At 59.1% G+C, this 8707-nt stretch carries 6 protein-coding genes and 3 pseudogenes; 5 read left to right on the forward strand and 4 right to left on the reverse strand.

The window, feature by feature from the left end; genetic code table 11:
* Nucleotides 1–119: 119 nt before the first annotated feature.
* Genes hpxZ through BBW68_RS10770 form a run of 4 tightly spaced genes read right to left on the reverse strand, consistent with a single transcriptional unit; the run spans nucleotide 120 to nucleotide 3709 of the window.
* Nucleotides 120–503, reverse strand: a complete 384-nt coding sequence (gene hpxZ / locus BBW68_RS10755) for an oxalurate catabolism protein HpxZ (RefSeq protein WP_070135360.1) — start codon at nucleotides 501–503, stop codon at nucleotides 120–122.
* Nucleotide 504: 1 nt separating this feature from the next.
* Complete coding sequence (locus tag BBW68_RS10760) at nucleotides 505–1902, reverse strand: AtzE family amidohydrolase (protein WP_070135361.1); 1398 nt, start codon at nucleotides 1900–1902, stop codon at nucleotides 505–507.
* Entirely contained in the window at nucleotides 1899–2087 is a 189-nt protein-coding gene (gene hpxX, locus BBW68_RS10765; RefSeq protein ID WP_070135362.1) for an oxalurate catabolism protein HpxX, read from the reverse strand. Before hpxX ends, BBW68_RS10760 begins: the two co-directional genes overlap by 4 nt.
* Nucleotides 2088–2122: 35 nt before the next feature.
* A complete protein-coding gene (locus BBW68_RS10770) occupies nucleotides 2123–3709 on the reverse strand; it encodes a gamma-glutamyltransferase family protein (protein ID WP_070135363.1) in 1587 nt (528 codons plus the stop codon).
* Nucleotides 3710–3903: 194 nt separating this feature from the next.
* On the opposite strand from BBW68_RS10770, the pseudogene hpxU reads away from it, so the two are divergent.
* The 5 genes and pseudogenes from hpxU (at nucleotide 3904) to hpxK (ending at nucleotide 8650) form a co-directional block, all read left to right on the forward strand.
* A pseudogene (hpxU, locus tag BBW68_RS10775) lies at nucleotides 3904–4743 on the forward strand (MurR/RpiR family transcriptional regulator HpxU).
* Between the two features lie 264 nt (nucleotides 4744–5007).
* Nucleotides 5008–5759 (forward strand): annotated as a pseudogene (locus tag BBW68_RS10780) (transporter substrate-binding domain-containing protein).
* 46 nt (nucleotides 5760–5805) lie between these two features.
* Nucleotides 5806–6114: pseudogene (locus BBW68_RS10785) on the forward strand (AAA family ATPase); the annotation flags it as partial.
* Between the two features lie 32 nt (nucleotides 6115–6146).
* Nucleotides 6147–7382, forward strand: coding sequence for a pyridoxal-phosphate-dependent aminotransferase family protein (locus tag BBW68_RS10790; protein WP_070135364.1), 1236 nt, complete (start codon nucleotides 6147–6149; stop codon nucleotides 7380–7382).
* Nucleotides 7382–8650, forward strand: a complete 1269-nt coding sequence (hpxK, locus tag BBW68_RS10795; RefSeq protein ID WP_070135365.1) for an allantoate amidohydrolase — start codon at nucleotides 7382–7384, stop codon at nucleotides 8648–8650. The genes BBW68_RS10790 and hpxK overlap by 1 nt, the downstream gene beginning before the upstream one ends.
* Nucleotides 8651–8707 lie beyond the last annotated feature (57 nt).

Raw genomic sequence — 8707 nt, forward strand, 5'->3', positions numbered from 1 at the left:
CTGCCAAACATCAATTTAAGCAATAACCCCGACCGAAAGCATGTGGTCTGTCGTCTGTGTGTGATCCACAAAAGCACGATTTTAGCGGATGGCCGTGAGCGACCCCTGAAAAACGTAATTTAACTCATCAGGCTGACATGAGCTGCGACAATCCGCCAGCCGCAGGGTAACCGGACCCACGTCTGCTGCTGGCGACCAATTCGTTCGCTGCCTTCACGGGTGAACTCGGTGCTGCAGACCGCAAAGTCCTCGCCGTAGCTGGTGATTACGGTGTTCTGCAACTGGCGGTCTAAGCTGGCAGACGGGCGTAATGCGCGGAACGTTCTGATGGCATCAATACCGTACAGATTCTCCCCAGCCCCCAAGCGCACCGTACGCTCGTCATGCCAGAACAGCTCATCCAGTACCGCAACATTGTTGCTGATTAACGCCTCTTCATAACGGTAAAACGCTGCAGTGGCCTCGGCAAGAATACCCGGGCGATCGATATATTCATTTTTCATGTCATGACTCCATGCTGGCAGGAGCGGCCTGCGCAATGCCCATCTGCTCAAGCACGCGTGCGACTCGCAGGCAGGCTTCCTCTTTAAAGGGTGCTGAGATCAACTGTAATCCGATTGACATCCCCGAGGATGTGCGCAGTGGTACGGTGGTGACGGGCAGGCCTAGGAATGAGATCGGCTGCGTGAGCATCCCCATGCTGGCGCGCACCGGCAGATCGCTGCCGTTAATGCGCATGGTTTCCTGACCAATCAGCGTAGCGCTGGTCGGCGTGGCAGGGGCGATCAGCACATCAACCTCGGCAAAGCGTGCCAGCACCTGCTGCTGAAAATGACGGCGGAAGCGCTGGGCCTGTACATACCATGCGGAGGGGATCATCGCCCCGGCCAGCAGGCGCTCGCGCGACAGCGGTTCGAAGCACTCAGGCGAGCTGCGCAGTGCGGGCAGGTAGTGATTGCCGCCCTCGGACGCCGTAATAATAAAAGCCGCCGCGCGCGCCAGTTCGGCTTCCGGCAGCACTATCTCTTCGCTGGCGTTGAGCGCTTTTGCCGCCTGAGCCACCGCCAGCCGGGCATCGTCATCACACCACTGCTGGAAATAGCCGCCCAGCACGCCGCAACGTAAGCCTTCCATCCCGCACTCCAGCAGGGGAGTGACTGGCTGCATGGCTCTCTCCGCCTGGAAACTGTCCTGCGCATCGCGCCCCTGAAGTGCATCGTAGACCTGCGTCAGATCGCTGACGCGGCGCGCAAAGGGGCCGATATGATCGAGGCTGGCAACAAACGGATGGCTGCCGCTGCGCGACAGGCGGCCAAAGGTCGGTTTCAGGCCGAAGATGCCGCACAGCGAAGCAGGCACGCGAATCGACCCGTTGGTATCGGTGCCGAGAGAGAAGTGGACTACTCCGGCAGCCACGGCGGCGGCAGAACCGCCGGAAGAACCTCCGGCAATGCGCGCCAGATCGTGAGGGTTATGGGTTGCGCCGTAGTGGCTGTTTTCGGTAGTAAAGCCGTAGGCGTAAGCATCCATATTCAGCATACCGGAGAGCAGGCCACCGCTGGCGGCTAGCTTGTGGACCGCCCAGGCATCCTGACGCGCCACTGTGCGGTTGCTGAACAGACTGGCTCCCGCTAGGGTGCTGTGACCGGCCACGTCGAACAGATTTTTCACGGCATAGGGTACGGCAACCAGAACGGGCAGCGACTGGCCTTCACGCTTCAGGCGATCGAGGCGGTCGGCCTCCTGCAACATGCGCTCCTGAGTGACGCGGGTCCAGGCGTTCAGCGCGGGATTATGGTGCTCAATATTTGCCAGCGTCTGGCTGGCGATATCGCACGCGCTCAGCTCGCCCACCACCAGCGCGCGTTTTAGTTCTGCAATCGATAAGGACGCCAGATTCATGCTTTATATACTCCCGCCACTTCCAAGCGATCGTCCAGCGGGAATGCCATCAGCGGCGTCGCCATCGCGGCAATGCGGCTAAACTGAGTGAGTAGTTCAGCGCGGCGAGTCTCGTCCAGCTCCAGCGCCAGCACCTGCTCCATCTGTGCCACATAGGCTGCCCAGTTGGGTGTTTCTTGCTTCATGATCTCTCCCCTATCTTTTAAAATTTTCAACTCGGTTAAAAACCGGCCGCGCTGCCGTTGCTGCGTGGGTCGAAAGCGCCTTCCAGCATGCCGTTGATGTGGCGCACAATCGCCCCAGCATGGCCGACGGCCTCGCTGAAATCCGCTAACATCTCTACCTCATGCCTCAGCTCGCGTAGCGTGGCAACGGTCTCTGCGCTGAAGCGCCCCTCCAGCTTTAGCGAGTCCGATGCCTGGCCCCAAGTACGGCCCAGCAGCCAGCGCGGAGCACCGATCGCCGGCTGCAGCGCCATCCCCTGAATCACATGGCGGGTAAAAATCGCCGCCTGAGTTTGTGGCTGGCCGTCCCCGCCCATCGAGCCATACACCATGGTGCGGCCATCCGTCAGGCGTGCCGCCGCAGGATTCAGAGTGTGGAAAGGCTGTTTGCCTGGTACCAGTGCCAGCAGATGCTCAGGATCGAGGCTGAACGAGGCTCCACGGTTCTGCCAGGTGATGCCGGTTTCCGGGATCACCACGCCGCTGCCGAATTCATGGTAGATGCTCTGAATAAAGCTCACCGCCAGCCCGCTGCTGTCCATCACGCCCATCCACACCGTGTCGCCCAGGCCTTTGCCGGCACCCCACGGCGCGGCGCGATCCACATCGACGCGTGCAGCTAGCTGCTGCAACTGTTCGCTGTCGAGAAGCGCCTGCATTTCTTCCCGCATATGCAGCGGGTCGGTGATGTGCTGGTCGCGCAGGCCAAAGGCCAGCTTGGTGGCTTCGACAATGCGGTGAATGGTTTGCGCTTCGTCAGCCTCTGCCATCGCCAGATGGTCGGTAATGCCGAGGATCGCCAGCGAAACTAGGCCTTGGGTGGGCGGCGGCATATTAAATACGTCGCCGTACTGATGGCGGATGCGCAGCGGCCTGCGGCGTTTTGCCTGCTGGCGGTTGAGATCTTCCAGCGTTACCGGCATGCCAAGGCGTGACATTTCGCTGGCAATCTGGCACGCCAGCGGACCGCGATAGAAACTCTCCAGCCCGGCTTCCGCTAGGTGGATTAAGGTCGGCACCAGTTCAGGCTGGGTGAAACGGCTGCCAGGGCGTGGCACTTCGCCATCCGGCAAGAAGGTCGCGGCAAAGCCGGGCTGATTAGCCAGCTCGGCATGTTTGCTGGCGGTGGCTGCTGCTTGGGATTCTGTTACAGGAATGCCGTCAGCAGCATAGCGGATGGCATCGGCCAGCAGTCGCGTCAGAGGGCGCTGCGTGCCGCCCAGCTCCTTCGATACCGCCAGCGCTTCCTGCCAGCCGCTGACGGTTCCCGCCACGGTGAGTGCCGATTCAGGACCGCGATGCGGGATCGTGGCGTGACCTTGGTAGAAATCAATTGATGCCAGCGAACCGGCGGCACCGCTAGCATCAATGGCGACCGGCTCTCTGTTTGGCGGCAAGATCAGCCAGAAACCATCACCGCCCAAACCGTTCATATGCGGGTAGACTACGGCGATAGTGGCAGCCGCAGCGACCATCGCTTCGATGGCATTGCCGCCTTCGCGTAATACAGCCAGCGCGCTTTCTGATGCCAAGTGGTGAGGTGTGACCGCCATACCCAGCGGCGCGATATTGCTTTGATTCATCCCATTCTCGTGGTCCGGATTACTGATAGCTTAATATAAGCAATAACCGTTCCAGTTTGCCGAGTGATGGACGCAGGAAATTGAAAAACTGTCAGTCAGCGCCGATTTTAACAAAAAATGTTTACTGCGCTACAGACGGGCACGTTATTTGTGTATCATCCAGACAGTGAAACAAAAGTTACAGGGCAGAAACCATGAAGCAGCTTGATAAACGCCTTCGCAGCCATTACGCATAGCTATCGCCGCAGGAACAGCGTATCGCCGATTTTGCTTTCGACCATTTCGACGATCTGATTAGCTACAACAGCGCAGAGCTGGCGTGCCTTAGCGGGGTCTCCAAGGCCACGTTCAGCCGCCTCTTTAAGCGCCTGGGCTATGAAAAATATAAGGATATGCGCGACGAGCTGCGCACCCAGCGCCAGAGTGGGATGCCGCTGACCGACAACCGTGATGCCGTGCAGGGCAACACGCTGCTGGCGCGCCACTACAAGCAGGAGATGGCCAACCTCACCCAGTGGATTAACGCTATCGATACCGGGCAGTTGGGAGATGTGGTGCAGGCGCTGTCCAACAGTAAACGCATTTTTATCATTGGCTTACGTAATGCGTACCCGGTAGCGTTGCACCTGCGACAGCAGCTGCTTCAGGCCCGCGCCCAAGTGCACTTACTGCCGCAGCCGGGCCAGACGCTTGCCGAGGAGTTGGTGAATCTCGCGCCCGGCGATCTGGTGGTGGTAATGGCTTTCCGCCGCCGTCCGCGCATCATCCGCCCGCTATTACTGCAGCTGCAGTAGCTCGGCATCCCAACGCTGGCGCTGTGTGAGCCACAGGCGCAGGGCGTCATTGCACTGGCGCGCTGGCAGCTCTGTGCTCCGCTCGACAGCGTTTCGGCGTTTGACAGCTACGCCGCAGCCAACAGCCTGATCAACCTGCTGGCGAATACGGTGCTGCATGAACTGTTAAGCGATGGTCGCCAGCGCATTCATCAAATCGCCGACCTTTACAGCCAGCTGGATGAACTGAAACAGCGCTAATGAGGCACTGTTTTGGTGCTTTGCATGATTTTGAGGCGCGCCATGGCACCCCATTTTATTCCTGCATACCTGTCTCTACCCACACGTTAATCCGCCGCGCCTGTCCTGTGTTTGCTGGCTAATGGCAGGCAAATAAACGCTTTTTCGTCCCGCTGATCGCTTAAAATCAAAAATTTATGCAGTGTGCCGCGCGCTGGCACATTAGTTGCAAATAAATTCTTTAAGAATTTTTTGTTACATGATCTATTAACCGGGGAAGTGAAGATGAAAAAAGGTTTACTCGCATTACTGGCTGGTGCCGTGCTGTTCACCCAGACCACCGTGGCGCATGCCGATCAGCTGCAGCATATTAAAAAGCTTGGCGTTATTCGTATCACCGTGCCGCAGGACTTCCCACCGTTTGGTTCGGTCGGTACCGATTTACAGCCGCAGGGCTACGACATTGATATGGTGAAATACCTGGCGAAGCAGATGCAACTTAAGTTGCAGCTGGTGCCGGTCACCAGCGCCAACCGCATTCCCTATCTGCAAACCAATAAAGTGGATTTGGTCATCTCCAGCCTAGGTAAAAACCCGGAGCTCGAGAAAGTAATCGACTTCAGCCGCGCCTACGCGCCGTTCTTCCTTGGCGTATTTGGCCCGAAAGACGGCACGCTGAAAGACGCAGCCGAGCTGAGCGGCAAATCATCTATCGGCGTGACGCGTGGCGTGGTGGAAGACATGGTGCTGTCGGTATTGAACCGAAAGATGCCGAGGTGAAGCGCTATGAAGATAACAACACCACGCTCTCCGCTTATCTGTCAGGCTAGGTGCAGTAAGTGGTGACCGGTAACCTAGTGGTGGCCGCGATTTCCCGCCAAAACGCCGATAAAGCGCCGGTAGCGAAATTTATGCTGAAAGACTCGCCGTGCTTTATTGGCATGAAGAAAGAAGAACCGGCCCTGAAGGCCAAAGTTGATGCGCTGATCGAGCAGGCGATTCAGGACAAAACCTTGAACGGCCTCTCTGAACAGTAACAGTAGCTGACAGCGCCGCTGCCGGCTGACCTCGGCGCGTGACATACAGCCGCGCGTGGCGATTGCCCGCGCGCTGGCGATGTCGCCGAAGGTGCTGTTATGTGATGAAATCACCTCGACGCTCGACCCGGAGCTGGTCAGTGAGGTGCTGAAAGTGTTGGAGCAGCTGGCGCAAGAGGGCATGACGCTGATTCTAGTGACGCACTAAATGAACTTTGCCCGTGAAGTGGGCGACCGCGTGGTGTTTATGCACCAGTGGCGCGTCTGGGAGCAGGGCGACAGCAAAACTGTATTCGCCAACCCGCAGACCAGTGAACTGAAACAATTTATCTCCTCGGTGCACGGCCTGAGCTAAGCGCATCGCGAATGAACAGAAGGATGGAACAGATGGATTTATCTAAATTTACCCAGATCAACCCGCCGCATCGCCTGCTGATGGGGCCGGGACCGATTAACGCCGACCCGCGTGTGCTGCGCGCCATGTCCAGCCAGCTGCTGGGCCAGTACGATCCGGCGATGACGCAGTATATGAACGAAGTGATGGCGCTGTACCGTGGCGTGTTCCGTACCGAAAACCGCTGGACGATGTTGATCGACGGCACCTCGCGCGCCGGAATTGAAGCGATCCTGCTGTCGGCGATCCGACCTAGCAATAAGGTGCTGGTGCCAGTGTTTGGCCGCTTTGGTCTCCTGCTGTGTGAAATCGCCCGCCGCTGCCGTGCGGAAGTGCACACCATTGAAGTGCCGTGGGGCGAAGTGTTTACCCCAGACCAGATTGAAGATGCGATCAAAAAAGTGAAGCCGCGCCTGCTGCTGACGGTGCAGGGCGATACCTCCACCACTATGCTGCAGCCGCTGGAAAAGCTGGGTGCCATCTGTAAAAAATATGGCGTACTATTCTACACAGATGCTACCGCCTCGCTGGCAGGTAACGCGCTGGAAACCGATGCCTGGGGGCTGGATGCAGTCTCTGCCGGGATGCAGAAATGCCTTTGCGGGCCGTCCGGCACCTCGCCAATTACCCTTAGCCCAGCGATGGAAGAAGCGATCCGCAAGCGCAAATGCGTGGAAGAGGGGATCCGCACCGACGCCCATCAGAACGGCGTGGACGAGATGATTTACTCCAACTATTTCGATCTCGGCATGATCATGGACTACTGGGGTCCGGAGCGCCTGAACCATCACACCGAAGCCACTTCTGCGCTGTTTGGCGCGCGAGAATGCGCCCGCCTGATCCTCGAAGAGGGGCTGGATAACAGCATCGCCCTCCATAAGCTGCACGGTGACGCGCTGTTAAAAGGTATTCAGGGCATGGGGCTGGAGACTTTCGGTAATCTGCAGCACAAGATGAACAATGTGCTCGGCGTGATGATCCCTCAGGGCGTCAACGGCGACCAGGTGCGCAAGCTGATGCTGGAAGATTTTGGCATTGAGATCGGCACCTCATTTGGCCCGCTGATCGGCAAAGTGTGGCGCATCGGCACCATGGGCTACAACGCCCGTAAAGACTGCGTGATGCAGACCCTGAGCGCGCTGGAATCGGTGCTGACCCACTTTGGTTTCCGTACTACCCAGGGCGCTGCGATGCAGGCTGCCTGGGATCACTACAACGGGAGCCGCTAATGAACGCCTGCCCGATGAATGCTTCGGCGGCAGCGATGGCCGCCGAGCGCGTGATGTCCCGCTGTGATGCGCTGGCTGAAATCAGTGAAACCCCGGAATACCTCACCCGCGTCTATCTATCGCCGGAGCATCTGCGCGCCAACGCGCTGGTCGGCAAGTGGATGAAGGGGGCGGGAATGCAGGTGTGGCAGGATGGCGTGGGCAATATCTGTGGCCGCTATGAAGGGCAGGAGACGGGCGCTAAAGCGCTGCTGCTCGGCTCGCACCTAGATACCGTGCGCAACGCTGGGCGCTACGACGGCATGCTCGGCGTGCTGACGGCGATTGAGACCGTGCAGTATCTGCACGATCGCGGTGAGCGCCTGCCGTTAGCCATTGAGATTATCGGCTTCGCCGACGAAGAGGGCACGCGCTTTGGCATTACCCTGCTCGGCAGCCGTGGTGTGACCGGGACCTGGCCGGAAAGCTGGATTACGCATCCGGACGGCAACAGTATTACCGTCGGCCAGGCGATGCGTGATATCGGCCTCAATCCCGATCGCATCTGGCAGGCCGCACGCGACGCGGAAGATTTCATCTCCTATCTCGAACTGCATATCGAGCAGGGGCCGTGTCTTGAGCAGGAGCAGCTGGCGCTAGGGGTGGTGACGGCGATTAACGGTGCACGCCGCCTTAACTGCCGCTTTACCGGCGAAGCAGGGCACGCCGGGACGGTGCCGATGAGCTATCGTAAAGACGCGCTGGGCGCCGCCGCTGAATGGATGGTGTTTATCGAACAGCGCACGCCGCAGCACAGCCCGCAGCTGGTGGCGACGGTCGGTACACTGCAGTGTCATCCGGGGGCGGTGAACGTCATTCCCGGTGACGTGGCGCTGACGCTTGACGTGCGCGGTCCGGAAGACCAAGCGCTGGCCGAGCTGCTCTCCGAGCTGCTCACTCAGGGTGAAGCCATCGCCCTGAGCCGTGGCCTGAGCTTCAGCGCCGAAGAGTATTACCAGATTCCGGCAACGCGCTGTGATGACGCTCTGCAGGCTGCGTTAACCCAGGCGGTCAACAGCGTGCAGGGGCGTAGCCTGTCACTGCCGAGCGGTGCGGGGCATGATGCCATCGCAGTCGCCGAGCGTTGGCCGGTCGGCATGCTGTTTGTGCGCTGCGATCGCGGCATCAGCCATCATCCGGCAGAGTCAGTTACCACCCAGGATGTCGCGCAGGCGGTGCAGGCCTATGTGCAGGCGGTGAATGCGGTGGCCTGTAGCCAGTCAGCGTAGGGTCAAGGCATGCTTCGGGCAATTTCCACTCGAAACACAACAAAGTGACCCACTGGC

Source organism: Candidatus Erwinia dacicola (assembly GCF_001756855.1).
Lineage (GTDB): Bacteria > Pseudomonadota > Gammaproteobacteria > Enterobacterales > Enterobacteriaceae > Erwinia > Erwinia dacicola.